Annotated in this window: 24 protein-coding genes; 14 read left to right on the forward strand and 10 right to left on the reverse strand. The window is 34.2% G+C overall.

The genetic code is table 11. The features are described 5' to 3' along the window. Window positions 1-43 precede the first annotated feature (43 nt). The 3 genes from ACKTSU_RS07705 (at window position 44) to ACKTSU_RS07715 (ending at window position 3,931) form a co-directional block, all read left to right on the forward strand. A complete protein-coding gene (locus tag ACKTSU_RS07705; RefSeq protein WP_408035794.1) occupies window positions 44-1,648 on the forward strand; it encodes a DUF4435 domain-containing protein in 1,605 nt (534 codons plus the stop codon). Window positions 1,649-1,722: 74 nt separating this feature from the next. Further along, on the forward strand, window positions 1,723-2,736 hold the full coding sequence (locus tag ACKTSU_RS07710) for an alpha/beta fold hydrolase (RefSeq protein ID WP_408035796.1): 1,014 nt from the start codon (window positions 1,723-1,725) through the stop codon (window positions 2,734-2,736). Window positions 2,737-2,884: 148 nt separating this feature from the next. Then, window positions 2,885-3,931 carry a DKNYY domain-containing protein gene (locus ACKTSU_RS07715; RefSeq protein WP_408035797.1) on the forward strand — a complete coding sequence of 349 codons (1,047 nt, stop codon included), beginning with the start codon at window positions 2,885-2,887 and terminating at the stop codon, window positions 3,929-3,931. 88 nt (window positions 3,932-4,019) lie between these two features. Here the strand turns inward: ACKTSU_RS07715 and ACKTSU_RS07720 are convergent, their stop codons facing one another. Beyond that, window positions 4,020-4,310 carry a chaperone modulator CbpM gene (locus ACKTSU_RS07720; RefSeq protein WP_408035798.1) on the reverse strand — a complete coding sequence of 97 codons (291 nt, stop codon included), beginning with the start codon at window positions 4,308-4,310 and terminating at the stop codon, window positions 4,020-4,022. A gap of 1 nt (window position 4,311) precedes the next feature. After that, a complete protein-coding gene (locus tag ACKTSU_RS07725; RefSeq protein ID WP_408035799.1) occupies window positions 4,312-5,220 on the reverse strand; it encodes a DnaJ C-terminal domain-containing protein in 909 nt (302 codons plus the stop codon). Between the two features lie 110 nt (window positions 5,221-5,330). Here ACKTSU_RS07725 and ACKTSU_RS07730 point away from each other — a divergent pair, with 110 nt between their 5' ends. Next, window positions 5,331-5,690 (forward strand): hypothetical protein, encoded by a 360-nt coding sequence (locus tag ACKTSU_RS07730; protein ID WP_408035800.1) that lies wholly within the window; start codon window positions 5,331-5,333, stop codon window positions 5,688-5,690. A gap of 2 nt (window positions 5,691-5,692) precedes the next feature. Then, window positions 5,693-6,058 carry a YchJ family protein gene (locus ACKTSU_RS07735; protein ID WP_408035801.1) on the forward strand — a complete coding sequence of 122 codons (366 nt, stop codon included), beginning with the start codon at window positions 5,693-5,695 and terminating at the stop codon, window positions 6,056-6,058. Window positions 6,059-6,184: 126 nt separating this feature from the next. Here the strand turns inward: ACKTSU_RS07735 and ilvA are convergent, their stop codons facing one another. Genes ilvA through ACKTSU_RS07765 form a run of 6 tightly spaced genes read right to left on the reverse strand, consistent with a single transcriptional unit; the run spans window position 6,185 to window position 13,825 of the window. Next, window positions 6,185-7,450, reverse strand: coding sequence for a threonine ammonia-lyase IlvA (gene ilvA / locus ACKTSU_RS07740; RefSeq protein ID WP_408035802.1), 1,266 nt, complete (start codon window positions 7,448-7,450; stop codon window positions 6,185-6,187). Window positions 7,451-7,454: 4 nt separating this feature from the next. Next, a complete protein-coding gene (gene ilvC, locus ACKTSU_RS07745) occupies window positions 7,455-8,957 on the reverse strand; it encodes a ketol-acid reductoisomerase (RefSeq protein ID WP_408035803.1) in 1,503 nt (500 codons plus the stop codon). Between the two features lie 24 nt (window positions 8,958-8,981). Then, window positions 8,982-9,509 carry an acetolactate synthase small subunit gene (gene ilvN, locus ACKTSU_RS07750; protein ID WP_133535472.1) on the reverse strand — a complete coding sequence of 176 codons (528 nt, stop codon included), beginning with the start codon at window positions 9,507-9,509 and terminating at the stop codon, window positions 8,982-8,984. A 6-nt stretch (window positions 9,510-9,515) separates the two neighbouring features. Beyond that, complete coding sequence (gene ilvB, locus ACKTSU_RS07755) at window positions 9,516-11,249, reverse strand: biosynthetic-type acetolactate synthase large subunit (RefSeq protein WP_408035804.1); 1,734 nt, start codon at window positions 11,247-11,249, stop codon at window positions 9,516-9,518. Between the two features lie 10 nt (window positions 11,250-11,259). Next, entirely contained in the window at window positions 11,260-12,936 is a 1,677-nt protein-coding gene (gene ilvD / locus ACKTSU_RS07760) for a dihydroxy-acid dehydratase (protein WP_408035806.1), read from the reverse strand. 1 nt (window position 12,937) lies between these two features. Next, complete coding sequence (locus tag ACKTSU_RS07765; protein ID WP_408035807.1) at window positions 12,938-13,825, reverse strand: branched-chain amino acid transaminase; 888 nt, start codon at window positions 13,823-13,825, stop codon at window positions 12,938-12,940. 900 nt (window positions 13,826-14,725) lie between these two features. Between ACKTSU_RS07765 and ACKTSU_RS07770 the strand changes: the two genes are divergently transcribed. The 9 genes from ACKTSU_RS07770 (at window position 14,726) to argH (ending at window position 23,848) form a co-directional block, all read left to right on the forward strand. Further along, window positions 14,726-15,337, forward strand: coding sequence for a GNAT family N-acetyltransferase (locus ACKTSU_RS07770; protein ID WP_408035808.1), 612 nt, complete (start codon window positions 14,726-14,728; stop codon window positions 15,335-15,337). Beyond that, window positions 15,334-16,512, forward strand: coding sequence for an argininosuccinate synthase (argG, locus tag ACKTSU_RS07775; RefSeq protein WP_408035810.1), 1,179 nt, complete (start codon window positions 15,334-15,336; stop codon window positions 16,510-16,512). The genes ACKTSU_RS07770 and argG overlap by 4 nt, the downstream gene beginning before the upstream one ends. Before the next feature lie 133 nt (window positions 16,513-16,645). Continuing rightward, entirely contained in the window at window positions 16,646-17,623 is a 978-nt protein-coding gene (gene argC / locus ACKTSU_RS07780) for an N-acetyl-gamma-glutamyl-phosphate reductase (protein WP_408035811.1), read from the forward strand. Window positions 17,624-17,633: 10 nt separating this feature from the next. Continuing rightward, window positions 17,634-18,431: a pyrroline-5-carboxylate reductase gene (gene proC / locus ACKTSU_RS07785; protein WP_408035812.1), complete on the forward strand. Its 798-nt coding sequence runs from the start codon at window positions 17,634-17,636 to the stop codon at window positions 18,429-18,431. After that, window positions 18,431-19,558, forward strand: a complete 1,128-nt coding sequence (locus ACKTSU_RS07790) for an aspartate aminotransferase family protein (RefSeq protein ID WP_408035813.1) — start codon at window positions 18,431-18,433, stop codon at window positions 19,556-19,558. The genes proC and ACKTSU_RS07790 overlap by 1 nt, the downstream gene beginning before the upstream one ends. Beyond that, window positions 19,555-20,502, forward strand: a complete 948-nt coding sequence (locus tag ACKTSU_RS07795) for a Rossmann-fold NAD(P)-binding domain-containing protein (protein WP_408035814.1) — start codon at window positions 19,555-19,557, stop codon at window positions 20,500-20,502. Before ACKTSU_RS07790 ends, ACKTSU_RS07795 begins: the two co-directional genes overlap by 4 nt. 39 nt (window positions 20,503-20,541) lie before the next feature. Further along, window positions 20,542-21,321 carry an acetylglutamate kinase gene (gene argB, locus ACKTSU_RS07800; protein WP_408035815.1) on the forward strand — a complete coding sequence of 260 codons (780 nt, stop codon included), beginning with the start codon at window positions 20,542-20,544 and terminating at the stop codon, window positions 21,319-21,321. Then, window positions 21,318-22,376: a M20 family metallo-hydrolase gene (locus ACKTSU_RS07805; protein ID WP_408035816.1), complete on the forward strand. Its 1,059-nt coding sequence runs from the start codon at window positions 21,318-21,320 to the stop codon at window positions 22,374-22,376. Before argB ends, ACKTSU_RS07805 begins: the two co-directional genes overlap by 4 nt. Before the next feature lie 194 nt (window positions 22,377-22,570). Further along, window positions 22,571-23,848: an argininosuccinate lyase gene (argH, locus tag ACKTSU_RS07810; RefSeq protein WP_408035817.1), complete on the forward strand. Its 1,278-nt coding sequence runs from the start codon at window positions 22,571-22,573 to the stop codon at window positions 23,846-23,848. A gap of 44 nt (window positions 23,849-23,892) precedes the next feature. Here argH and ACKTSU_RS07815 read toward each other — a convergent pair whose 3' ends face one another. Further along, complete coding sequence (locus tag ACKTSU_RS07815; protein WP_408035818.1) at window positions 23,893-24,675, reverse strand: LytR/AlgR family response regulator transcription factor; 783 nt, start codon at window positions 24,673-24,675, stop codon at window positions 23,893-23,895. After that, window positions 24,675-25,730: a sensor histidine kinase gene (locus tag ACKTSU_RS07820; protein ID WP_408035819.1), complete on the reverse strand. Its 1,056-nt coding sequence runs from the start codon at window positions 25,728-25,730 to the stop codon at window positions 24,675-24,677. Before ACKTSU_RS07820 ends, ACKTSU_RS07815 begins: the two co-directional genes overlap by 1 nt. Between the last annotated feature and the right edge of the window lie 32 nt (window positions 25,731-25,762).

The raw sequence follows: 25,762 nt of genomic DNA on the forward strand, positions 1-25,762 counted from the left end.
AGTTCTTTTATAACAAGTTGTTTGTCATTAAAAAAATGAGTAAATGAAAATAAACCTTCCAACAAAAAAAGGAACACCTAACACAAATCCTGTATTGGAATTTGACCAATTGGTAGTCATTGGTGCTAATGGTTCAGGAAAAACAAGATTTGGAGCGAAAATTGAAGAGGATAATCATTTAACAACTCATAGAATATCTGCTCAAAAATCTTTGACAATGCCTAAGCTTGTTAGGCCAACAGCTTTAGATGTAGCTAAAAATGAGTTCTTTATTGGAAGTAATCATCCCAAGCAAAATGTAAATGAAAGTCTTAGTTTTAAAAAAGATAATAGATGGGGCAGGAATATAAATACTCACTTACTCAATGACTTTGAAAAACTTTTGGTTCTTTTACATACAGAAGAATATGAATCCCTTTCTGATTCAAAAGAAAAGAAAATTCTTTCTCCGAAAACAAAAATTGATACAGTAAGAGAAATTTGGGAAAAAGTATTACCACATAGGCAGTTGAGAATTAAGGCAGGAGTTATTGAAACTTTGCCAATCGGACAAGAATCGAATAAGTACAACGCTTCTGAGATGAGTGATGGCGAAAGAGTGATTTTTTATTTGATTGCAGAAGTTGTTTGTTCCCCTGAAAATTCTATTGTAATTCTAGATGAACCAGAAATGCACATTCATAAGTCTTTAGTAAAAAACTTATTTGACCTTATCGAAAATGAACGCAAGGATTGTGCTTTTATTTATTTAACTCACGATATCGATTTTGCAATTTCAAGACAAAAGGCTCGTAAAGTTTGGGCAAAATCTTATGAAGGCTCCAATGTATGGGATTATGAATTACTAGAAGACAACACTCCTATTCCCGAACAATTATATTTAGAAATCTTAGGCAGCAGAAAACCTATTTTGTTTATAGAAGGTGATAGTTCAAAAAGTATAGACGAAAAAATTTTAGAACTTATATTCTCCGATTACACAGTTAAGTCATTAGGTAGTTGTCAAAAAGTATTTTCTACAACAAAATCTTTTAACGAACAAAGTGATTTCCATCATATTGAATCTTATGGGCTAATAGATAGAGACAGGAGAACTAATGAAGAAGTCTCTCATATTCAAAATCCAAATATTTGGATTGCACGGGTAGCTGAAATTGAAAATTTTCTGCTTCTAGAGGAGATTGTAAAAGAGGTGGCTTCTAATATGATGAAAAATGCAAATGATGTATTTGAAAATGTCAAATCTAATATTATTTCGTTTTTTGACTCGCAAAAGGAGAAACAGGCTTTAGAGCACGCATTGTCACGTGTTGAACGTCTCTTTAAAAATGTTACTAATAATTCTGATGTCAAAACTATTTCGGAATTCCAAACAAGTCTATCCTCCTTTTGGTCAGGTTTTAATGTAGAAGAAATATACAATACAGTCCTTAGTGATTTTCAAAAATTAATTGACCAAAAAGACTATGAAGGGATTTTAAAAGTATTTAATAATAAAGGAATTGTTCCAAACTCTCAAGTTGTTTATCTGTGTGATTTAAGTACAAAAAATGACGCATATCTGAATTATATAATTGGTCTATTAAAACAGAATGGAGAAAGTTCCGATAGAATTATCAAAGCAATCATTGAAAAAATAGAGAAATAACGAACACACAACACGGTGTATAATGCATACCCTTCGGGATACGCATCATACACTAGACCGTTATAAAAATTACTATGAAATTAATTCTAAAAACACTCAAATGGATAGCAAAGTTTTTAGCTGGAGTAATACTACTGCTAATAATAGCAGGTGCATCTTACCGATTATTTAGTTCAAAACCTGTTCCTCCTGGAAAATTAGTGGATGTTAACGGAACAAAACTTCATATAAGAGCTGAAGGCGTAAAAAATGATTTACCAACCCTTATTCTTGAAGCAGGCGCAAATAGTCATACAGACATGTTTCATTGGCTTTCGGAAGGATTGAAAAAAAACGTAAGAGTAATACGCTATGATAGAGAGGGAAAATGGTTTAGCGAATCAAGTAAAGATAGTATTACACCAGAATTTTACGCCCACCAATTACACGAATTACTTGAGAAAAGTGGAGAAAAACCACCTTATATATTGGTAGGACATTCTATGGGAGGGCCTTACAATCAAATATTCAGAGATTTATACCCAAATGAAGTAAAAGGAATGGTATTTCTAGATTCTAGTCACCCTGAACAATGGGAACGACTAGCTCAAAAAGAATTGATTCCTAAAGAACAAATTAACGTACTAAAATTTATCGCTGTTCTTTCAGATTTGGGAATAAGAGGACTTTATAATACGATAACCAATCCAAAAGCTACAAATGATGGATTACCTAAAGATTGTCATATCCGTAATTTTAATCTTGCTTCTAATTCAGGTAAAGTTTATCGTAGATATTTGAAAGAAAATAGCATCAATAATGATATTCTTAAACGAGCGAGTCAAGCCAAAAGTTTAGATTCATTACCTGTTTTGGTTTTCACCGCAACTGAGCAATATAACAAATCTCAAAAAGAAAGATACAGAAAGAAAGGTATTAATCCCGACAAACAAATTCAACTATGGTTCGATATGCAAAAAGAGCTAAAAGAACTATCTACCAACAGCAAACAATTTGTTATGGAAGCGAATCATGGTTCAATAATTACAGAAAAAGAAAATGCTGATATCATTAATAAAGAAATACTTTTAATGGTTGAAAAGAACTAAAATCAACTAAATCCTAAGTTGCTTGATGAACTTAATTACACAATATCCCTATATATCAATCATTATAATTATACTTATTTTGAATTCTATAATTAAAAAAATTACACTAGCTGAACACTCCCCTATAGCAAAATTGTTCTTGTTTATAATGGCAATTATTGCCCAAGCTTGTAGTCCTTTTGCTGGCCCTGTTGATAAATCTGTTTCAGATTCGTATTACTACTCAAAATCAAAAAAAGAAATTCGTTATTCTCCTATGGGAAATTGGTTTTCATTAGGAAACACCAATCTAAATGCCGATGTTAAAAGTTTTAAGGTTTTAGGAAGAGACTTTGGAAAAGATAAAAATCATTTATACTTCAAGACTAATATTATAGATAATGAGGTAGATGTCGCTACTTTTTATGTAGATGTAGACGATTACACCTGTTTTGACAAAGACCATGTATATATTGCTATAAACTATATGTCACAAGAAATAGATGGAATACATCAAGAGAAAAGACATCTGTGGAAGGTAGCAAAAGCCAATCCTAAAACATTTCAAAAAATTGATCAGGATTGGTCTAAAGACGATAAACATTATTTTTATAATTACGTTCCTGTAAATGTAGATTATGATTCTTTTAAAGTTTTGAATAAAAGCTTTGCCAAAGACCAAAATCAAGTGTATTTATTAAAAAGCTACGAATTATTAGTTGCCACAACAATAGACCCTACAACAAGCAAAAAAATCAATGATCGATATATTGTTGATAAAAATGGAATTCACGACTTTCAAGAATATAAAAATGGTAAAAAGGTAGACTCTCTAACGTCAATTCCTTACCAAAACATTGAGGATTTAACCATCTTAGAAGACAAATATTTATTGTTTGATTCCAACGTTATTTATGATGGAGCTAAAATTGAAAATGCGGATATTTCTTCTTTTAAAGTCATCCAATTTCCTTACGCTAAAGACAAAAATCATGTGTTTTATTTTGGGGAAGTTATTGAAGAAGCTGATCCTGAAACATTCAGTATTTTTGAAGTTTCTTATTATTCAAAAGACAAAAACCATGTATTTGCTTCCGGAAAATTATTAAAAGAAGCAGATGTAGCTACTTTTGGTCCTTCAAACAAAAAACACTCTTTATTATACAGCGATAAAAACCACACATATCGTGGTGATCAAATTGTAGAAGACAAGTAAGCCTAATAAAAACTTCCAAACTTTATCTGAATATGTTTTTATCATTGATATCGTTTGGAGTTTTTAATCAATAGGTTTTTCTCCCTATTTACTCATATAATTTAAGCTTATTTTCTAATTGTTGAATGGTTTTACGCATCATATCCATTCTATCCAACATATTATTAATCACATCAATCCCTTGCATATTCACCTCTAAATCGTAATACAATCGAATAATTTTTTCTAAAGTTGGTAGTTGTTCTACATACACATACTTATCTGTGTCTTTTACCACAATTTCTATTAATTGAAAAGACTCAATACTCTCTATAAATTGTTCATCTAAATTATGATGAACAATCACTTTCTGTATACTTATTAGTTCTTTGTTGCTCATCTTATTTTAATTTAGAAAGTTTTGTAAATAAATCTCGTTGCTCATCTGTCAAATTCGTTGGAATATCCACCTTATAAGTAACATATAAATCACCAAACTGACCTTCTTTTTTATACTTCGGAAACCCTTTTCCTTTCAATCTAACTTTGGTTCCATTTTGAGTTCCTTCTTTTACCTTCAGCTTTACTTTATCTGTAAAAGTATTTATAACCACTTCTCCTCCTAACACTGCTGAGTATAAATCAATAGTTTGCTCTGTGTACAAATCAGCACCATCACGTTTAAAGTTTATATCCGGAGCTATTTCAAAAGTAATGTATAAATCTCCTTTAGGTCCTCCGTTCAATCCCTCACCTCCATGTCCTTTTATCTTAATGGTTTGTCCATTTTCTACCCCAGCAGGGATCGTAATTCGTATTTTCTTACCGTTTACCGTCAATACTTGTTTTTGTGAAGTATATACATCTCTTAAGTTCAATTGTAAAGTGGCGTTAAAATCTTGACCTCTAAATTGAGAGGAACGTCTGCTAGAGCCTCTTCTTCCTCCACCTCCAAAGGCAGAATTAAAGAAATCAGAAAAATCAGTTCCGTCAAAATCTGAGGATGAGTATTGTTGATAAGAACCTCCACCACCAAATCCGCTTTGATACCCTTGTTGTTTTTTAGCTTCTTCATAAGCATCGGCATGTTGCCAATGTTCACCATACTCATCGTACTTTTTTCGATTTTCAGGATTACTTAACACTTCATTTGCTTCATTAATTTGCTGAAACTTCTTTTTTGCTTCTTCATCATTCGGATTCGTATCAGGATGGTATTTTCTGGCTAGTTTACGGTAGGCCTTTTTGATATCAGCAGCAGTCGCTGTTTTATCTATCCCTAGAACTTTGTAATAATCTATAAACTCCATAGTATTGATAACTAGTATAAAACACTCGAAAATATACGAAATATTATCGTGCTAAACTAATTATAACCTCCACTTAATTTATTCTTATTTTTGCTTTTTTAAGAAGATTTATGACGATAGAAGATTTAATAGGAACCTACAACATTATTGGTAGCAACCAAGACGAAAGTACTAATACTTACAAAGGAACACTTTCTTTAACTCTTGACGAAAACAACAGAATAGTTGCCAAATGGTTAATCAACAACGAACAAGAACAATTTGGAACTGGCTTTTTTAAAAACAATATTTTAGCAATCAATTTTAACTACACTAGTGATGATAACACTATCTACAAAGGTGTAGTAGTATATTCTTGTCTTTCTAAAGATATTTTAGATGGGTTTTGGTCTGAAAAACATGGAAATCCTTTATTTCTTGGTGAAGAACGTTGCTTTAGAGTACAAGAACAACCTGAATTAATCAATTAATTATGCAGTGTCCATGTAACCCTAACAAAAAGTATTCTGATTGCTGTCAAAAAGCACATCAAAACATTCATTCAGTTACCTCAGCTGAAGCTTTAATGCGTTCAAGATATAGTGCTTTTGTACTAGCAAATATCGATTACCTACAAAAAAGTCACCATAGCAGTACCAGACCTTCTAAGCGAGAAAAGAAAGAAATTTTAGCTTGGACAAAAGCTGTTAATTGGATAAAGCTAGAAGTGCTACACGCAACAGAAACTACTGTTGAATTCAAAGCTTTTTTTATGGAAAATGGGAATATCGATGTGATTCACGAAAACTCTGTTTTTTGTAAAGAAAATGACCATTGGGTATATCTTGGTCAAAAATAAGACTGTCTGTCTAAAGTGTCATTTCGACCAAAGGGAGAAATCTTTTGAATATTTGTTACTCATTTGCAAGAGATTCCTCCTCGTACCTCGTCGAAATGACGATATATCTAGACAGTCTCATTAATACTACACTAAGAACTCAAATAAATTCGGTTTATCGTTTAGGTATTCACCATAAAAACTACGCTCTTTCATTCTACGAATTAATGGTTGCAAATCTTCTTTTTTCTCTAACTCAATTCCTACCACAGCTGGTCCATTTTCTCTGTTCGTCTTTTTAGAGTATTCAAAAAAAGTGATGTCATCATTCTCTCCCAATACCTCAGCTACAAACTCTTTTAAAGCTCCAGCACGTTGTGGAAAACGAATGATAAAATAATGCTTCAATTTACCGTACAACAATGCGCGTTCTTTTATTTCGGCAGTACGAGTGATATCATTATTACTTCCACTAATAACACATACTACATTTTTACCTTTTAATTCTTCTTTATAAAAATCAAGTGCACTTATCGTCAAAGCTCCTGCAGGCTCTACTACAATAGCTTCTTTGTTATACATTTCTAAAATGGTCTGACATACTTTTCCTTCAGGAACAGTAATCATATCCGATAAGTTTTCTTGACAAATTCTGTAAGTTAACTCCCCTACTTGTTGTACTGCCGCTCCATCAACAAACTTGTCTATATTTTCTAGTATAACATTCTTGTTTTCTTCTAAGGATTTTTTCATTGATGGTGCCCCCGCAGGCTCTACTCCTATAATCTTTGTTTTTGGAGACAACAATTTAAAAACACTTGATAAACCAGAAGCCAATCCACCACCACCTACAGGTACAAAAACATAATCTATAGGTTGTTGTGCTTGTTCTAAAACCTCCAAGCCTACTGTAGCTTGCCCTTCAATAATTTTTTCGTCATCAAACGGATGTACAAATATTTTTTGCAAACTATCCGATAAGAGTTTTGCTGCCTTATAAGCATCGTCAAACGTATCACCTATCAATCGAATATCTACAAAATCACCCCCAAACATTTTTACCTGTTCTACCTTTTGTTTTGGTGTAGGTGCAGGCATATAAATAGTTCCGTAGATTTCTTTTTTTCTGCATGCTAAGGCAACTCCTTGGGCATGATTTCCTGCACTGGCACATACAATTCCGTTTGCTAATTCTTCCGAAGTTAAAGAACTAATTTTATTGTATGCGCCCCTAATTTTATACGAACGAACTTGTTGTAAATCTTCTCTTTTTAAAAAGATATTGGCATTAAATTGTTGAGATAGGTTAAAATTTTCTTGCAATGGAGTAACTGCCACAACCTCTTTTAAAGTTGTAGCAGCTTGCTCTATTGCTTCTAATTTAGGAAAATAAGTTTCTTTTTGAACTTCCATACGATTATGCTAAAACAGGTTCTTCTTGACTGACATTGGTTTTTATTACCTTCATAGCCGTCATTGCTTCTCGCAATTCTGCTCCTACTTTTTCAATAGGATGATTACGAATTACTTTATTCACTTTAATTAATTCAAGATTATCTACTTCGTTGGTAGCACTATAAGCTTTTCCAATAACATCAGTATGTACCGATTTCATAAAATCAGTCAATAATGGTTTTGCTGCATGGTCAAATAAGTAACATCCATATTCAGCAGTATCAGAAATAATACGGTTCATTTCAAACAACTTCTTACGTGCTACAGTATTGGCAATCAATGGTAACTCGTGTAACGATTCATAGTATGCCGATGCTGAAATAATTCCTGATTTCACCATGGTTTCAAAAGCCAACTCAACTCCAGCTTTTACAAAAGCAACTAATAGAGTTCCTTTATCAAAATAGGCTTGTTCTGAAATTTCTTCAGAAGTAGCAGTTGTTTTCTCAAATTGTGTTTCTCCAGTAGCCGCTCTCCATGTTAATAGATTTACATCATCGTTTGCCCAGTCTTCCATCATAGTTTTTGAAAAGTGTCCTGACATGATATCATCCATGTGTTTGTTAAATAATGGAGCTAACACTTCTTTTAACTCTTCGGAAAGTTGATAGGCTTTGATTTTTGCAGGATTTGATAAACGATCCATCATATTGGTAATCCCACCATGTTTTAATGCCTCGGTAATCGTTTCCCACCCATATTGAATTAATTTAGAAGCATACGCTGGCTCTACTCCTTCTTCAACCATTTTATTGAAAGATAAAATTGATCCTGTTTGTAACACTCCACATAAGATGGTTTGCTCACCCATTAGGTCTGATTTTACCTCAGCAACAAATGACGATTCTAATACACCTGCTTTATGACCTCCTGTAGCAAATGCATAAGCTTTAGCTTGTGCCAATCCTTTACTCTCTGGGTCATTTTCTGGATGCACCGCAATTAATGTAGGTACACCAAATCCTCTCAAGTATTCTTCTCTTACTTCTGTTCCTGGACACTTAGGCGCTACCATAATTACGGTTAAATCCTTACGGATTTGCATTCCTTCTTCAACAATATTAAATCCGTGAGAATATGATAAAGTCGCTCCTGATTTCATTAATGGCATCACTGCATTTACTACCTGTGTGTGCTGTTTATCGGGTGTCAAATTACAAACCAAATCAGCTGTAGGAATCAACTCTTCATAGGTACCTACTTCAAAACCGTGTTCTGTTGCGTTTTTATATGATTGACGTTGTTCTTTAATGGCTGCTTCTCGTAATGCGTATGAAATATCTAACCCTGAATCGCGCATGTTTAACCCTTGATTCAATCCTTGTGCTCCACATCCTACAATTACCACTTTTTTGCCTTCTAATGCTTTAGTTCCTTCTGAAAATTCTTCAGCATTCATGAATCTACATTTACCTAACTGTTCTAATTGTTCTCTAAGTGATAATTGGTTGAAATAATTTTTCATTTCTATTGTATTTGTGTTGTTTGTTTATGCTTTTATTAATTGTAATAGTTTTGATACTGGCATTTCATCTTTCGTAATAGCTATTCTACCAGACCGAACAAATTGCATGATACCATGCTTATCTAAAATATGATATAGTTCTTCTACTTCTTCTTTGGTACCAGATTTTTCAAGAACAAAAAAGTTTTTGTTTATATTAATTACTCTTGATTTACTTTGATTGATGATGGTTTGAATTTCATCATTTTGAATAAGTAAGTCTGTACTTAATTTAAACAAGCATGATTCTTGGTAAACTGTTGCTTCATCCGTATGATAAAAAGCTTTGATTACCTCTACTTGCTTTTCAATCTGACCAATGATTTTTTTAACTTGTTCCTCGGTAACCTTCACTAAAAGCGTAAATCTAGACACACTTTTAATTTCAGATTTTGATACGTTAACACTCTCTATATTCAAGTGTCTTCGTAGGAATATTGCTGATATTCTATTTAACAATCCAACATTATTTTCTGTATAAATTGAAATTGTATAGGTGTTTTTTGTATTCATATTTTCTTATTTTAATCGAACATCAGATACCGATGCTCCTGTTGGAATCATTGGAAATACATTATCTTCCTTTTCTACACAAACTTCTAAGAAATAGGCTTCTTTAGACTGCATCATTTCTTGAACAGCTGTTGCCAATTCTTCTCTTTTAGTAACTCTATTAGCTGCCATATGATATCCTTTAGCGATTGCTACAAAATCAGGATTTGTCATCACTGTAGAAGCATATCGTTTGTCAAAAAACAACTGCTGCCATTGTCGTACCATTCCTAAAAACTCATTATTCAGTACTACAATTTTAACCGCTGCTTTGGTTTGTAAAATCGTTCCTAGTTCTTGTATAGTCATTTGGTAACCTCCGTCGCCAATCACAGCTACTACTTCTCGCTCTGGAGTTCCCATTTTTGCTCCAATCGCAGCAGGTAAGGCGAATCCCATAGTTCCTAATCCACCCGAAGTAATATTACTTTTTGTTTGGTTGAATTCAGCATAACGACTTGCTACCATTTGATGTTGACCCACATCGGTAACTACAATGGCTTTTCCTTCAGAGGTTTCATTTATTTGCTTGATAACCTCTCCCATTGTTAAACCTTCTTTAGTTGGAAACAAATCATTTTTTATCACGTTATCAAACTCTACCGCATCTAAATTTCGAAACTCTTGCAACCATTCTTTGTGTGAATTTGCTTTTAAAAGAGGAAGTGCTGCCGCTAAGGTTTCTTTTACGTTTCCTAAAACAGCTACATCTGTCTTTACATTTTTGTCAACTTCCGCAGGGTCTATTTCAAAATGCACCACTTTAGCTTGTTTCGCATAACGGTTCAAATCTCCTGTAACACGATCGTCAAAACGCATTCCGATAGCGATTAATACATCACATTCATTGGTAAGTTTATTCGGACTATAATTTCCATGCATTCCAACCATACCTACATGTAGAGGGTGTTTAGTTGGTAAAGCTGATAAACCTAACAATGTACTTGCCGATGGAATTCCTGCTTTCTCTATAAATGTTTTAAATTCTTCTTCAGCTTCTCCAAGTATTACTCCTTGTCCCCAAACTACAAATGGTCTTTCCGCATTGTTAATCAGTTCAACAGCTGCTTCAACACTTTGTATGTTCATACTCGGAACAGGTTGATAACTTCGTACCGATGTACATTTTTTATATTCAAAATCAAACTCTTCAAACTGCGCATTTTTAGTAATATCCACCAAAACAGGTCCTGGTCTTCCTGAACGAGCGATGTAAAATGCTTTTGCTATTACTTCAGGTATCTCACTCGCTTTGGTTATCTGATAATTCCACTTCGTTACTGGAGTTGAAATTCCTACAATATCCGTTTCTTGAAACGCATCGGACCCTAATAAATGTGCTCCTACTTGTCCTGTAATACATACCATTGGAGTAGAATCTATCTGCGCATCGGCAATACCTGTAATTAAGTTGGTTGCACCTGGACCTGATGTTGCTATCGCTACTCCTACTTTACCTGTAGCTCTTGCGTAACCTTGTGCTGCATGTGTAGCTCCTTGTTCGTGACGTGTTAATACATGGTGCAATTTATCTTGATATTTATACAACTCATCGTATACAGGCATAATAGCTCCTCCTGGATACCCATACAATAAATCGACTCCTTCTGCTAATAAACATTTTACTACAGCTTCTGCACCTGTAATGGTTACTCTCTGTTTTTTTTCTAGTTCTGTTTGTTGTTTCGTTTTTGTTTCCATAGTACAAGTGTTAAAATTCGTCGGTTACACATCCGTTAGATGCTGATGCTACTGTTCTTGCATATTTATATAGCACTCCTCTTTTTACTTTTAAAGGTGGAGCTGTCCATTCTTGTTTTCTCTTTGCTAATTCTTCTTCAGAAACTTCTAGATTAATCGTATTCGTTTCTGCATTAATGGTTATCGTATCTCCATCTTTTACCAAAGCGATTACACCTCCTTCTTGGGCTTCTGGTGTAATGTGACCTACTACAAATCCGTGCGTTCCCCCAGAAAAGCGTCCATCGGTAATTAGCGCAACCTCTTTTCCTAATCCTGCTCCCATAATAGCAGCTGTTGGCTTTAGCATTTCTGGCATTCCAGGACCTCCTTTAGGGCCTTCATAGCGAATTACCACTACGTCCCCTTTTTCTACTTTTCCGTCTCGTATCCCGTCATTTGCCTCATATTCTCCTTCAAAAACTTTTGCCTTTCCTGAAAAATACAATCCTTCCTTTCCTGTTATTTTCGCTACAGAACCTTCTTTTGCCAAATTTCCGTAAAGCATTCGTAGATGTCCTGTAGCTTTGATAGGTTGTTCTGTCGGCTTAATTACTTCCTGCCCTTCCGTTAAACTTGGAACCGCTGCTAAATTTTCCTCCAATGTTTTTCCTGTTACAGTCAAACAATCTCCATGTAACAACCCTTTTTCTAGTAAATATTTTAAAACTGCTGGTGTACCTCCTACTTTGTGTACATCTTCCATTAAGTATTTTCCACTAGGTTTTAAATCGGCTAAAAATGGTGTTTCATCAGAAATACGTTGAAAGTCTTCTAAAGTAAACTGCACATCTGCTGCTTTTGCTATAGCTAAAAAGTGTAAAACTGCATTGGTAGAACCTCCCATAACTGTTACCAATCGTACTGCATTTTCCAACGATTTTTTAGTAACGATGTCTGATGGTTTGATGTCTTTTTCAAGTAATACCCGTAACGCTTCCCCTGCATTGACACATTCTTGCTCTTTGTCATTGCTAATCGCAGGATTAGATGAATTGTAAGGTAAACTCATACCCAAAGCTTCAATTGCTGACGCCATAGTATTTGCGGTGTACATTCCTCCACAAGCTCCTGCCCCCGGACATGCTTTTTCTATGACACTTTGATATTCTTTTTTTGTAATAGTTCCGGCAACTTTCTCTCCCCAAGCTTCAAAAGCTGATACCACATCTAACTTTTTCCCTTCATGACACCCAGACGCAATGGTTCCTCCATATACTAAAACTGAAGGACGGTTTAAACGCAACATCGCCATTAAAGCTCCTGGCATGTTTTTATCACATCCAACCACGGTTACCAAACCGTCATACGACATCGCTTGTACCACCGTTTCCATAGAGTCGGCAATCACATCACGAGAAGGTAAAGAATAGCGCATCCCTGGTGTTCCCATAGAAATTCCGTCGGAAACGCCTATGGTATTAAATATTAACCCTACTAAATTGGCATTTTCAGTTCCTTCTTTTACCAATTTTGCTAAATCGTTTAGGTGCATGTTACACGGATTTCCTTCGTACCCCGTACTTGCAATTCCAACCAACGGTTTTTCTAAATCTGATTTTGACAATCCTATGGCATGCAACATGGCTTGTGCTGCTGGTTGCGTATCATCTTGCGTTACTTGTTTACTAAATTTGTTTAGTTCCATGTTAGCTTGCTTTTCGTTTTTGACGTAAGCCTAATACTTCGTCTTTGTATAATTTCATTAGTTTGTGTCCGTGTGATTTTTCCCACGCTAGAGGAAATTGATAATCGTCTAGCGACTGTAATCCAACTACTTCGGCTGCAGTTCCTGTAAAAAAGCAAGCGTCTGCATTTTTTAATTCTTCTAACGTAAAATGCTTTTCTTCAACAGAGATTCCTTCTTCTTTACATAAATCGATAACTGTAGCACGGGTAATTCCTGCCATAATGTGACCTCTTGGTGGCGTGTATAACTTCCCATCTTTCTGCATAAAAATATTTGCCCCAGAACATTCAGCTACATTACCGTTCATATCTAACAACAAAGCTTCGTCATAACCGTTATTTTTTGCTTCGTTAGTTGATAATATTGAGTTAGTATAGTGACCTGTTACTTTAGCTTCTACAAAACAAGATTTTGGATTCGGCCGTTGGAACGAAGACGTTTTTACACGTAGTAATTTATCTCCCATATATTTTCCCCATTCCCAGCATTGAATAACTAAGTTGGTTTCTTTAGAAGTCAACAAACTCATATCGGCTCCAGTAGTGACTAGCGGACGGATGTAAGCATCTTTCAAACCATTACGCTCTAATAATTCGTAAGTGATTTGGGTTAATTCGTCTTCTGAATACTCCAATTGAATATTCATTACTTCTGCTCCATACTTTAGCCTTTTGTAATGCTCATACGACTTAAAGACTTTAGTTCCTTCCGTTGTATTATAAGCTCTTATACCTTCGAAAACTCCGTTCCCGTAGTGTAAACTTTGGCTATACAAATTAGCGCTAGCATCTTTCGCTTTGATAAACTGTCCGTTGTAAAAAATTACTGTTTCCTCGTTATAGTACATTTTTAGTTGTTTTTACTGTTCAAAATTATTTTTCGCTTTTTACTTTACTTTCTTGTTTTTTAAGGCTTTGATGATTTTCACTGACTCTCAAAAACAGACAAAAACCTTAAAACCAAACACTTAAAACCAAATCATTATGATATTCACGGTATAAAAAAAGCCTGTATCTTGAGTTAGATACAGGCTTCCTTATAGGCAATAACTATCTGCATCAACTCGGTGGAGAGCTAATAATGACAATAATAATTACCACGATGTTAAAAATTTGATTCATGTTTTTTGCAACTAAAAAAGGCTTCCTAAATTTAGGAAGCCTTCTTGATTAATTTATATGTTAAATATTAAATACCGCTTCCCTATCCTTGTGAAATAATCACAATGACAATAATAATAGAAATGATATTTAAAACTTGTTTTTTCATTTGATGTCACAAATATTTGAAATTATTTTTTAGTTATCCTAATTTTTTTTTGATTTTTTTTATTTCCCCTTTAAAAACACATCTCATAACCTATTGTTTTACTATTAGTTACAAAAGTTTTTGTTTTTTATTTAGCATTTATCAAAATTTATTTTATAGATTTGCAGCATTATGCAAACGAATAAAATATACAACAATATACCCAGTTTATCAGTGCGGTCTTTCAACCGACGCTAGTCTTTCCTTGCACAAAACTGAGTATTGTATAATTTTATTTTCATCCTTTTGATTTCTATAATCTACATTTTTATATCGTTACTAACTCTTGTTATTGTTTTCAATAACGTAGCTGTTGTACGACCTATTTTTATCCGACGTCGCCCGTAAGGGTGCTACTTCTTTTGGGAACCTAGGTGCGTCCGGTTCTTCTTTTCAAACCACTGATTTTTAACAAAATGTTTATCTAAAATCAATTTCAATGAGAGTTGTTATTGCTGATCAATCGCATAGTAAGTATGCCGAGATTATTTGTCAAACTATTGACGAAGCTGCTCTGGTTAGAGGCACAGGAATTGCCAAAAGAAAACCAGAATACATAATTACAAAACTAGAAAATGGTAACGCTGTTATTGCCTTAGATGGCGATCAATTTGCTGGTTTTTGTTATATCGAAGCCTGGAGTCATGGCAAATTTGTAGCCAATTCTGGGTTGATTGTTCACCCAAATTATAGAGGCATTGGTTTAGCCAAACAAATTAAGAAAGTAGTTTTTGAACACTCTAGAGCTAAATTTCCTAATGCTAAAATATTTAGTATTACTACTGGTTTAGCGGTTATGAAACTGAATAGCGAACTAGGCTATAAACCTGTAACCTTTTCTGAACTTACTGAAGATCAATCTTTCTGGAATGGTTGTCAGACCTGTAAAAACTATGATGTGCTACAACGTACTCAACAAAAAATGTGTTTATGTACTGGCATGTTATACGATCCTAACAAAAAAACTCAAAACATAAAAGTTAAAGAGAAAGTCTTTCAAAGACTAAAAAGAATTAAGGAAACCATCTTCCTAAAAAAAGACAAAAAATGAAAAAATTAGTAATTGCTTATAGTGGCGGATTAGATACTTCGTACTGTGCGGTAAGCTTATCAAAACAAGGATATGAAGTTCATGCTGTTAGTGTGAATACTGGCGGATTTTCTTCCGAAGAAATTAAAAAAATTGAAGAAAATGCCTACACGATGGGTGTGGCTACCTATAAAAACATTAATGCGGTAACTGATTATTACAGCAAAGTAATTAAGTACTTAATTTTTGGTAACGTGTTAAAAAACAACACGTATCCACTTTCGGTAAGCGCCGAAAGAATTGTACAAGCCATAGAAATAGTAAACTACGCTAAAAGTATTGATGCTAACTATATCGCTCATGGTAGTACAGGTGCTGGAAACGATCAGGTGAGGTTTGATATGATTTTTCAAACCATTGCTCCTGAAATTGAAATCATCACACCTATAAGAGATTTACAGCTTTCAAGACAGGAAGAAATTGAATACTTAAAGAATAATGGAATTGATTTGTCTTGGGAAAAAGCTAAATATTCTGTAAACAAAGGTTTATGGGGAACTAGTGTTGGTGGTGAAGAAACGTTGACTTCTGAACAGCCATTACCAGAACACGCCTATCCTTCGCAAGTAACAAAAGCAGTACCTGAGCAAGTAAAACTTTCATTTGTAAAAGGGGAACTAGTAGCCATCAATGATGATGAAAAAACTCCTGTACAAAACATCGAACAATTGAATACCCTAGCGTCTGAATTTGGGATTGGTAGAGACATTCATGTAGGCGATACCATTGTTGGAATTAAAGGAAGAGTTGGTTTTGAAGCTGCTGCTGCGTTAATCACAATTAAAGCGCATCATTTGTTAGAAAAGCACACCTTAACTAAATGGCAATTACAACACAAAGAATATTTAGCAAGTTTTTATGGTATGCATTTACATGAAGGTCAGTATTTAGATCCTGTGATGAGAGATATGGAAGCCTTCTTTACAAATAGCCAAGCAAAGGTAACTGGCGATGTTTTTGTGACGCTAAAACCATATCACTTTACCTTAGATGGAATTGATTCTCCACATGATTTAATGAATGCCAAATTTGGTAGCTACGGTGAACTAAACAAAGGTTGGACCGCTGAAGATGCAAAAGGTTTTATCAAAATCTTAGGAAACCAGAATAAAATATATCAACAGGTTAATCAATAGACAGTAAACAGTGAGTGATTAACAATAAACAGATTGCCACGCTTCACTCGCAATGACGTCATCATGAGGAGTGATAACGACGTGATGATCTCATGAATGAAAACTCATTCTACTATTTAAAACAACAAACAATATGATACAAGCAGGAATCATCGGAGGTGCTGGTTATACAGCAGGAGAATTAATTAGGCTTTTACTACAACACCCAAAAGCTGCTATTAATTTTGTGTATAGCACTTCTAATGCTGGTAATAAAATAGCGAATGTCCATCAGGATTTGGTGGGGAGTACTGATTTAACATTCACCAATAAAATCAATGCTTCAGTAGATGTGCTGTTTTTATGTTTAGGACATGGAAACTCAAAAAAGTTTTTAGAAGCTCATACATTTTCAGAGCACACAAAGATTATTGATTTAGGTAATGATTTCAGACTAAAAGCAGATAGTAATTTTCAAGGAAAAGAGTTTGTGTATGGTTTACCTGAGTTTCAAAAAGAAACAATACAAAACGCTTCTTATATTGCAAATCCAGGTTGTTTTGCTACGGCTATTCAATTAGGATTGCTTCCACTGGCAGATGCAGGTTTATTACAAAATGATGTACACATCAATGCGGTTACTGGCGCTACTGGTGCGGGAACTTCACTATCAGCAACTACTCATTTTACATGGAGAGATAATAATTTTTCGTACTACAAGCCTTTTACACATCAGCATTTAGGAGAAATCAATCAGACCTTGCATACACTTCAATCTAATTTTGATTCAGAAGTATTATTTCTTCCTAACAGAGGTGATTTTTCCAGAGGTATTTATGCAACATTATACACAGATTTTGAAGGAAGTTTAGAAGAAGCGCAACAACTGTATTCAGACTACTATAAAGAGGCTGTTTTTACACACGTAGCTAATAATGAACTACACTTAAAACAGGTGGTAAACACCAATAAGTGTTTAATTCATTTGCATAAACACGGAGATAAGCTCCTCATAACAAGCATTATTGATAATTTATTAAAAGGAGCTTCTGGGCAAGCAATCCAAAACATGAACCTGATGTTTGGTTTTCAAGAGAATACAGGATTACAACTAAAGGCAACTTATTTTTAAAATAAAAGACATGAAAATAGCAATTATAGGAACAGGTAACTTAGGAAAATCAATCGCTAAAGGATTGACACAAAACAATTCGTTTTCTCAACTTTTCTTAACCAAGAGAAACATTGAAGAACTTAATGAATTTAAAGAGGTACCCAAAGTTTTCATTAGTTCTAATAACAAGGAAGCAATCACAGCATCTGATGTATTAATTTTTGCTGTACAACCAACACATTTAGAAACTCTTTTAAAAGAAACTGCTCCCCTATTATCAGACAATCATATAGTGATTTCTACAGTTGCTGGTTTTTCTATTGAAAAAATGGAAGCGCTTATTGGTTCAGACACTACTATTATCAGAGCCATGCCTAATACTGCTATTGCCGTTGGAAAATCGATGACTTGTCTTAGTGGTAATACTCAAAAGAAGGAAGATTTAGAAATAGCTACAACTATTTTTAACCAACTAGGGACTTCTATGATTATTCCTGAAGATCAAATGCAAGCAGCCACCGTAATATGTGCTAGTGGAATTGCTTTTTGGATGCGCTTAATACGGGCAACTACACAAGCCGCTATTCAGTTAGGTTTCGATGCAAAAGAAGCACAAGAACTCGCTATGCATACTAGTGAAGGTGCTGCCAACTTACTCATAGCTACAGGAAATCATCCTGAAGAAGAAATCGATAAAGTTACCACTCCAAAAGGCTGTACCATTGAAGGTTTGAATGAAATGGAACACAAAGGATTAAGTGCAGCATTAATACAAGGAATGGTAGCCTCTTTTAACAAAATTAATACCATAAAAAAAGAAAACTAATGAGTTTATTTAATGTATATCCTCTATTTGATATAACCCCAGTAACCGCCAACGATGTATATGTATACGACGATAAAGGCACAGAGTATTTAGATTTATATGGCGGACATGCCGTAATATCTATCGGGCACTCACACCCTGCCTATGTTAAAAATATTAGTGAACAAGTAAGCAAACTAGGCTTTTATAGCAACGCGATTCAGAATCCGCTACAAGTGGAGTTAGCTTCGCAACTAGAAAACATATCGGGTTGCAACGATTATCAACTATTCTTATGCAATTCAGGAGCAGAAGCCAATGAAAATGCTTTAAAACTAGCCTCTTTTCATACTAGTAAACAAAAAGTAATTGCCTTTAAAAACTCTTTTCACGGACGTACTTCTGCTGCGGTAGCGGCAACCGACAATCCTAAGATTGTAGCGCCTATCAATGCGCAGCAAGAAGTTATCTTTTTAGAGTTTGAAGATTTAGCAGGTGTTGAAAAAGCCTTACAAAACAATGATGTTTGTGCCATTATTATTGAAACCATTCAAGGTATTGGTGGATTAGACGAAGCATCAACTACTTTTTACCAAGGGTTAGAAAAACTATGCAAGCAATACAACACCTTACTTATTGCTGATGAAATTCAGTGCGGATTTGGTAGAACGGGTGATTTCTTTGCTTTTCAAAAACACGACATTACTCCGCATATCATTTCTATGGCAAAAGGAATGGGGAACGGATTTCCTGTAGGTGGAATTTTAATTCATCCAAGCATTCAAGCTTCTTATGGTTTGTTAGGAACTACCTTTGGCGGTAATCACTTAGCTTGTGCCGCTTCCTTAGCTGTTCTTGAAACCATCCAAAAAGAACAATTGATGGAAAACACACAGCAAATTGCTGCGTATTTTAAGGAACAAGCAGCTTCAATTCCACAAATAAAAGCTGTAAAAGGAAGAGGTCTAATGTTAGGATTAGAATTCAACTTTCCTATTGCTGACCTAAGAAAAAACCTAATATTCAAGCATCATATTTTCACTGGAAGCGCTAAGAATCCGAACTTATTAAGAATCCTTCCACCATTAACCATTCAAAAGCAACATATCGATGTGTTTTTTGATGCTTTAAAAAAGGAACTGTCATGAAAAAATACACCAGCTTAAACGACATTGAAAACCTTTCAGAAACCATTCAAAAGGCAATTCAATTAAAAGAAAACCCCTATCAGTTTGCTGATTTGGGAAAACATAAAACCTTAGTCATGCTTTTTTTCAATGCTAGTTTACGTACAAGATTAAGTACCGAAAAAGCGGCTAAAAACTTAGGTATGGAAGTAAGTGTGTTAAACATTACCAACGCTTGGAATATGGAGTTTGAAGACGGTACTGTAATGAATTTAAGTACTTCAGAACATATTAAAGAGGCTGCCATGGTAATTTCTCAGTATGCTGATATCATTGCGGTAAGAGCTTTTCCTACGTTGAAAGACAAAGAAAAAGATACTTCTGAAATTGTACTCAACAGTTTTGTAAAATATGCTACGGTTCCTGTTATCAATATGGAAAGCGCTACTGACCATCCGTTACAAGCTTTGGCAGATGCGATTACTATTACGGAAACTAAAAAAGTTGACAAACCTAAAGTTGTGTTGTCTTGGGCTCCACACCCCAAAGCGTTACCACATTCGGTTGCCAATGCTTTTGTGCATTTGATGCATAATATGGATGTAGAATTTGTTATAACGCACCCCGAAGGTTATGAGCTAAACCCAGAAATTACTCAAGAGTTCCCTATAGAATACAATCAAGAGAAAGCTTTTGAAAATGCCGACTTTATCTATGCTAAAAACTGGAGTTCTTTTAATGAATATGGTAAAATATTGAACGAAGATCCTAACTGGATGATTACTCAGGAAAAAATAGGCGCTGCTAAATTTATGCACTGCTTACCCATTAGAAGAAATGTGGTAGCAGAAGATGCGGTTTTAGATGGTGAGAATTCTATTGTGATTGAACAAGCTAACAACAGAACCTTTGCTGCACAGATAGTATTAAAGGAAATATTGAAAACAGTGAACAGTGAACAATAATAACTGATAATTGATAATTGATAATTGATAATTGAAGAAATGAAAACCATAAAGATTGTTAAAATAGGCGGAAACATCATTAATGATGAGGCAGCCCTACATAGCTTCTTAGCTAATTTCGCTCAGCTAAAAGGTCCGAAAGTATTGGTACATGGTGGTGGAAAACTAGCTTCAGAATTGGCTAAACAGTTGAATATTCCTGTGACGATGATTGATGGCAGACGTGTAACCGATACGCAAACTTTAGATTTGATTACTATGGTATATGCAGGTAAAATCAACAAGCAAATTGTTGCGCAGTTACAAGCGCATAACGCCAACGCTATAGGTTTTACAGGAGCGGACGGAAATACTATTATATCAACCAAACGTCCTGCTGAACCTATAGATTACGGATTTGCAGGCGACGTTGTTACCGTGAATCCGCAAGTACTAACCATATTAATTAATAACGAAGTAACGCCTGTGTTTTGTGCCATTACGCACGATGCTAACGGACAGTTATTGAACACAAATGCAGACACCATAGCTTCAGAAATTGCTATAGGTCTCTCTGCTCATTTTAGTACAGAACTATATTACTGTTTTGAAAAATCAGGAGTGCTAAGTGATGTAACCGATGACAACTCTATTATCGAACAAATCACTTCAGAATCCTACGCGCAATTAAAAGCTGATGGAGTCATATTTGAAGGAATGCTTCCTAAACTAGACAATTGCTTTCACGCCCTAAAAAATAACGTTCACAAAGTTCATATAGGTAGTACAACTATGCTATTTAACTCAAAAAACAAACACACCTCATTACAACTATCATGATACAAAGACTTACCACAAAAGCCATCAACCTATTAAAAAACCTGATAGAAACACCTTCTTTTTCTTCGGAAGAAGATGCTACTGCCCTACTGCTAGAAAACTGGTTTAAAGAGTTTGATATTCCATACACTAGAACTCAGAACAACGTGTGGTCAGTAAATAAACATTTTGATGCTAACAAACCTACGTTATTACTCAACTCGCATCACGATACGGTAAAACCTAATAACGGCTATACCAAAGATCCGTTTAAAGCTATTGTAGAAGATGGCAAACTCTACGGGTTAGGAAGTAACGATGCCGGAGGCTGTTTGGTTTCGTTATTGGCAACCTACACTTATTTTTATGCACAAGAAAACCTACAATACAACTTAGTATTTGCAGGAACGGCAGAGGAAGAAAGTAGCGGCCCTAACGGGTTAAACGGATTGCTAAAAACCTTACCAAAAATTGATGTAGCTATAGTAGGAGAACCTACTTTAATGCAATTAGCCATAGCAGAAAAGGGCTTGGTGGTTTTTGATGCTGAGGTAAAAGGAACTCCGAGTCACGCGGCGCATCCGAATTATGATAATGCTATTTACAATACAATAGAGGTATTGCAATGGTTTAAAGACCTGTCGTTTGAAAAAACATCAGAAACTTTGGGAGATGTAAAACTCACGGTAACACAAATCAATGCTGGAAAACAACACAATGCTGTTCCTGCAGAAGTAAAATTGGTAGTTGATGTTCGTGTAAACGACAAATATACCAATCAAGAAATCAGTGACTTTTTACAAGAACACGCACCTTGTAAAATTCAACCTAGAGGATTGCATTTGAACTCCTCATCTATTCCAGTGAAACACCCATTAGTACAAGCAGGTATTACTTTAGGAAGAGAAACCTATGGTTCTCCTACTCTATCCGATCAATCGGTTTTAAGTTGTCCTTCTTTAAAATTAGGTCCTGGAGATAGTACTCGATCACATACCGCTGATGAGTTTATTTATCTTCAAGAAATTGAGGAAGGAATTGAGTTGTATATAAAATTATTGAATAAAGTATTGTAGAAGAAAATAGAACAAAGAGTCAAGAACAAAGACTTATAGACAAGTCTTTTCTCTAACAGCGAAGCGATCTATTCTCTTGGCTCTAAAATAATCGTCATTCCGAACGAGGTACGAGGAGGATCTCAAAAAAATGAGTTACTAATAACTTTAAGACCTCTCACATACGTTCGAGGTGACACAAAAAACATAAAAACATGAAACTTTGGGACAAAGGATTATCCATAGATAAAAAAATAGAGCATTTCACTGTTGGAAATGACAGAGAAATAGACATACACATTGCTCCATACGACTTGCAAGCATCGTTAGCACATGCTAAAATGCTAGCATCCATCGGTATTATTACTGGAGAAGAATTAGAGCAATTAACTACTGGAATTACTACGCTACAACAGCAAGTTGAAGACGGTACTTTTATAATTGATGCTCAATTTGAAGATGTACATTCTAAAATTGAGTTCGAATTGACTAAAATGTATGGTGAAGTTGGCAAGAAAATTCATACAGCACGTTCAAGAAACGATCAAGTTTTAGTGGCGTTACAATTGTATTACAAAGACAATTTACAGTTGATTTCAGGTAAAACAAAAACACTTTTTAACACCTTATTTCAATTAGCAGAGCAATATAAAACCAAGCTATTACCAGGTTATACCCATTTGCAAGTGGCAATGCCTTCCTCTTTCGGATTATGGTTTTCTGCTTATGCTGAATTGCTAATTGATGATTTGTACATGGTTAATGCAGCGCTAAAAACAGTAGATCAAAATCCGTTAGGTTCTGCAGCTGGATATGGTAGTTCGTTCCCTATTGATAGAGAATTCACCACAAAAGAACTAGGCTTTGAAACCTTAAAATACAATGTGGTTGCTGCACAAATGAGTAGAGGAAAAAGTGAGCGTACTATTACCATGGCGTTGGGTAGTGTGAGTAATACACTAGCTCGTTTTGCGATGGATATCTGCCTGTATATGAGTCAGAATTTTGATTTTATTTCTTTTCCTGATGAATTAACTACAGGTAGTAGCATTATGCCACATAAAAAGAATCCTGATGTATTTGAATTGATTAGAGGAAAGTGCAATAAAATTCAAGCGTTGTATACTGAAACCTTATTAATCACTAACAATTTACCGAGTGGTTATCATAGAGATTATCAGTTATTAAAAGAAAATATCATCAATGCTTTTGAAGAACTAAAAGATGTGTTGGATATTTTTGATTACGCTATTCAGCAAGTTATTGTGAAGGATATTGACTTACAGGATGAAAAATACAAATATCTATTCACAGTAGACAATATCAATACGCTTGTTGAAAACGTTATGAGTTTTAGAGAGGCTTACCAAAAAATTGGTGGTGAAGTTGTCAACGGAACCTACACTCCTGATACTTCTAAAAAACATACGCATATAGGAAGTATTGATAATTTGTGTTTGGATAAAATCCGTGAGAAACTTAATTTAGTTTAACATTTTTATAAAAGCAAGATAGAAATCATCTTGCTTTTATAGTTTTACATCCCAAGCCACTTAGTAAACTCAGCCGTTTTATTTTGACTGGTTTTTAAAACTGTCTCGTTATTTTTTAAGTTAATAGCGATTATATTTTTAGTATACCTGCTTATTTTTTCGATATAATTTCTGTTTAACAGTTCACTTCTATTGATTTTAAAAAATACAGTAGGATTTATCAATTCTTCTAACATCTTTAGAGAAGATTGATTCAAAATATGTTTTTTGTTGTGTACATCATACGCTACTACAATTCCGTAATCTGCTTGAAAGTACACTACTTCATCTATCTTTAAAAAATAGGTGTATTGTGATGATTTTACAGCAATAAACTCTTGATACGTTTTCGGTGTTTGTATTGTTTGATTAGTTAAATAAGCATCTAACTTTTGCAATACGTTTTCATTACTACCAATAGTCATAGAGTTTTTTAGATTTAGATATTTATCAACCGCTTTTTCAAAACGTTCAAACGAATAGGGTTTTAATAAATACTCAATCCCACTAGTTTCAAAAGCCTCCATCCAAAACTGATTATAGGCAGTAATAAAAATGATAGGTGTTTTAATGTTCACTTTTTTATAGGCTTCAAAAGCATTATCATCTCTTAGCTCTATATCTGAAAAAATCAAATCGATATCAGTTGGTGTTTCAAAAAAATCTAAAACTTCTTCTACTGTTTCAAACTCTTCTACAATAGTGATAGACTCTTTATAACTTTCAATGTATTTTTTCAGCTTCTTCCTTGCTGGTAATTCATCTTCTACTATGATTGCTTTTATCATTATAAGTTATGCCTGTTAGTTTTTATTAATGGTAACACCACTTCAAATTTATCTTCCTTTTCATCTATGCAAATACCTGTACCAGTAAGCAACTCAAATTGTTTTGATAAGTTAGCCAACGCTACTCCGTTACCTTTTACTCTTTTAGAGTATAATGCTTTATTATTTGTTACTTTTATTCCATTACCTCCTGTTATTACAATATGTACGGGAATTTCGAGTGTTCCTTTATTGTGGGTAATTGCATTTTCTATAAGGACTTGTAAACAAAATGGAGGAACTAAAGTATTTTCTTGATAAAGAGTTTCCTGAATTTCTAATTGATAATATCCTTGATATTTCTCTTCCATTAACTTGAAATAACCTTCAGCAAAAAACAATTCTTCTTTTAATGGAACCAATTGTTTATCTGCACTATGTAAACTATACCTATATAGTTCTGCAAAACGATTTAAAAATAAAGAAGCTCTCTCTGTATCCTCTTCTATAAGTTGATCTAAAACATTTAAGTTATTAAATAAAAAATGAGGGTTTAATTGAGTTTTTAACTGAGTAATTTCACTTTTGGCCTTACTTATCTCATAAGCAGTTACTTGTTTTTGATAAACTACATTTTCTTTATAGTACAAATAAGCTAACGAAAATCCCCCAAAAATAATAAAGTCCATTGTCGACCCCATATTTTTATAAACCAAGTGATATAACGTACCAAAATTTCTAGAATAGGTATCAAAAATAAAAGAGATTATTAATCCAAAAATATTTCCGATAACTAAATAAGATAATAGCCCTATCCCAAAAAACAACAGGTACTTTTTTAACGATGGAGTTTGCTTTTTAGAACTTTTATTAATCTTTTTTTTAATAAAGCTCACCCACCAAAAAATAAAAACAGCTTTTAAGAAAAACCAAAAAGGAGCATCTGGATAAAAAATAAAATCTTCCCAAGAACTTGAAACTCCAAATTGATTCTTTAAAATAACTATCCAAGAAAAAAGGAAGAGAAAGATTAAAAATGCAGTATTTTCTCTAAAAAAGGAGGTATTTGTTTTCATATCGTTATTCACAAATATATCAAATTTGCGAT

The sequence above is a fragment of the Tenacibaculum aestuarii genome (genome assembly GCF_964510395.1).
Lineage (GTDB): Bacteria > Bacteroidota > Bacteroidia > Flavobacteriales > Flavobacteriaceae > Polaribacter > Polaribacter aestuarii.

What these genes read in the sequence shown, in the direction of transcription:
- ACKTSU_RS07705 (WP_408035794.1), top strand. Translation starts at nt 44, where the DNA reads ATGAAAATAAACCTTCCAACAAAAAAAGGAACACCTAACACAAATCCT.
- ACKTSU_RS07710 (WP_408035796.1), top strand. Translation starts at nt 1,723, where the DNA reads ATGAAATTAATTCTAAAAACACTCAAATGGATAGCAAAGTTTTTAGCT.
- ACKTSU_RS07715 (WP_408035797.1), top strand. Translation starts at nt 2,885, where the DNA reads ATGGCAATTATTGCCCAAGCTTGTAGTCCTTTTGCTGGCCCTGTTGAT.
- ACKTSU_RS07720 (WP_408035798.1), bottom strand. Translation starts at nt 4,310, where the DNA reads ATGAGCAACAAAGAACTAATAAGTATACAGAAAGTGATTGTTCATCAT.
- ACKTSU_RS07725 (WP_408035799.1), bottom strand. Translation starts at nt 5,220, where the DNA reads ATGGAGTTTATAGATTATTACAAAGTTCTAGGGATAGATAAAACAGCG.
- ACKTSU_RS07730 (WP_408035800.1), top strand. Translation starts at nt 5,331, where the DNA reads ATGACGATAGAAGATTTAATAGGAACCTACAACATTATTGGTAGCAAC.
- ACKTSU_RS07735 (WP_408035801.1), top strand. Translation starts at nt 5,693, where the DNA reads ATGCAGTGTCCATGTAACCCTAACAAAAAGTATTCTGATTGCTGTCAA.
- ilvA (WP_408035802.1), bottom strand. Translation starts at nt 7,450, where the DNA reads ATGGAAGTTCAAAAAGAAACTTATTTTCCTAAATTAGAAGCAATAGAG.
- ilvC (WP_408035803.1), bottom strand. Translation starts at nt 8,957, where the DNA reads ATGAAAAATTATTTCAACCAATTATCACTTAGAGAACAATTAGAACAG.
- ilvN (WP_133535472.1), bottom strand. Translation starts at nt 9,509, where the DNA reads ATGAATACAAAAAACACCTATACAATTTCAATTTATACAGAAAATAAT.
- ilvB (WP_408035804.1), bottom strand. Translation starts at nt 11,249, where the DNA reads ATGGAAACAAAAACGAAACAACAAACAGAACTAGAAAAAAAACAGAGA.
- ilvD (WP_408035806.1), bottom strand. Translation starts at nt 12,936, where the DNA reads ATGGAACTAAACAAATTTAGTAAACAAGTAACGCAAGATGATACGCAA.
- ACKTSU_RS07765 (WP_408035807.1), bottom strand. Translation starts at nt 13,825, where the DNA reads ATGTACTATAACGAGGAAACAGTAATTTTTTACAACGGACAGTTTATC.
- ACKTSU_RS07770 (WP_408035808.1), top strand. Translation starts at nt 14,726, where the DNA reads ATGAGAGTTGTTATTGCTGATCAATCGCATAGTAAGTATGCCGAGATT.
- argG (WP_408035810.1), top strand. Translation starts at nt 15,334, where the DNA reads ATGAAAAAATTAGTAATTGCTTATAGTGGCGGATTAGATACTTCGTAC.
- argC (WP_408035811.1), top strand. Translation starts at nt 16,646, where the DNA reads ATGATACAAGCAGGAATCATCGGAGGTGCTGGTTATACAGCAGGAGAA.
- proC (WP_408035812.1), top strand. Translation starts at nt 17,634, where the DNA reads ATGAAAATAGCAATTATAGGAACAGGTAACTTAGGAAAATCAATCGCT.
- ACKTSU_RS07790 (WP_408035813.1), top strand. Translation starts at nt 18,431, where the DNA reads ATGAGTTTATTTAATGTATATCCTCTATTTGATATAACCCCAGTAACC.
- ACKTSU_RS07795 (WP_408035814.1), top strand. Translation starts at nt 19,555, where the DNA reads ATGAAAAAATACACCAGCTTAAACGACATTGAAAACCTTTCAGAAACC.
- argB (WP_408035815.1), top strand. Translation starts at nt 20,542, where the DNA reads ATGAAAACCATAAAGATTGTTAAAATAGGCGGAAACATCATTAATGAT.
- ACKTSU_RS07805 (WP_408035816.1), top strand. Translation starts at nt 21,318, where the DNA reads ATGATACAAAGACTTACCACAAAAGCCATCAACCTATTAAAAAACCTG.
- argH (WP_408035817.1), top strand. Translation starts at nt 22,571, where the DNA reads ATGAAACTTTGGGACAAAGGATTATCCATAGATAAAAAAATAGAGCAT.
- ACKTSU_RS07815 (WP_408035818.1), bottom strand. Translation starts at nt 24,675, where the DNA reads ATGATAAAAGCAATCATAGTAGAAGATGAATTACCAGCAAGGAAGAAG.
- ACKTSU_RS07820 (WP_408035819.1), bottom strand. Translation starts at nt 25,730, where the DNA reads ATGAAAACAAATACCTCCTTTTTTAGAGAAAATACTGCATTTTTAATC.